Below are 1,031 nucleotides of genomic sequence, written 5' to 3' on the forward strand. Positions count from 1 at the left end.
ATCCTGATACGGAGCCGGTTGTAGTTAGTATTCAGACTCAATATAGCGGAGTAAGTGCTTCTGATATTGCTGAACAGATAAATGAGCCCTTAGAAGAAGAACTGGGAAGTATAGAAGGGGTCGAAAGTATCAGTTCAGATGCAATGGAGGGAGTATCTTTAGTTAGCGTCGAGTTTGACTATGATAAAGATATTAATACTGCAGCAGTAGATGTCCAGAATGTAGTTAGTAAAATCAGAAATGAACTGCCGCAGGATATAGAAGAACCTCAGGTCCAGAAATTTTCGAAATCTGACCGCCCTATCTTGACCCTGGCAGTAACCGGACCCCGTAGTGATACAGAACTGAGAACTTTAGCAGATAATCAGCTAAAAAATAGACTGCAGCTGGTTAGTGGAGTAGCCAGTGTAGATGTCTATGGTGGTAAGGAAAGAGAAATTCAGATAAATGTTGACCGCGATGCTCTGGCAGCCTATAATATACCTATTTCGCTGTTAACTAAAAGGTTAGATGAGGAGAATATTAACTTTCCCGGTGGTAGATTAACAACAAATGAACAGGAATATTTGTTGAGGACAGTAGGAGAATATGAAAATTTAGAAGAAATTAAAAACCTGATTATAAGTTCAACTCCTCAGGGTAAAATTTATTTAAAGGATTTAGCAGATGTTAAAGACAGTTTCGCTGAAATAAGAAGTAAATTTAGAGTTGAAGGTCAAGAAACTGTAGCCTTAAACATTTTAAAACAGCAGGACGCAAATACTGTTCAGGTAGTTGATAATGCCAACGAAACTATATCTGAGCTGGAAAATGAATATAAAGATTTGAATTTCAAGATCACAGAAGATCAGTCAGAATTTGTTAAGCTGGCTATTAATAATATGGCGAGTACACTTTTTATTGGAATTATCTTAACAATTATAGTAATCTTTTTATTCCTAGAAAACTGGCGTAGTACACTGGCGGTTTCAATTTCTATTCCAACAACATTTGTCTTAACTCTGGCTTTAATGAAGGGCTTTGACTTAAGC

1 protein-coding gene is annotated in these 1,031 nt (G+C 36.8%); it reads left to right on the plus strand.

Going from position 1 to position 1,031, the window contains the following annotated elements:
* Positions 1-1,031 (plus strand): efflux RND transporter permease subunit (locus tag CI949_RS20845; protein ID WP_290769957.1); only part of this gene is annotated, 1,031 nt, incomplete at both ends.

It is taken from the genome of Halanaerobium sp. (assembly GCF_003070835.1).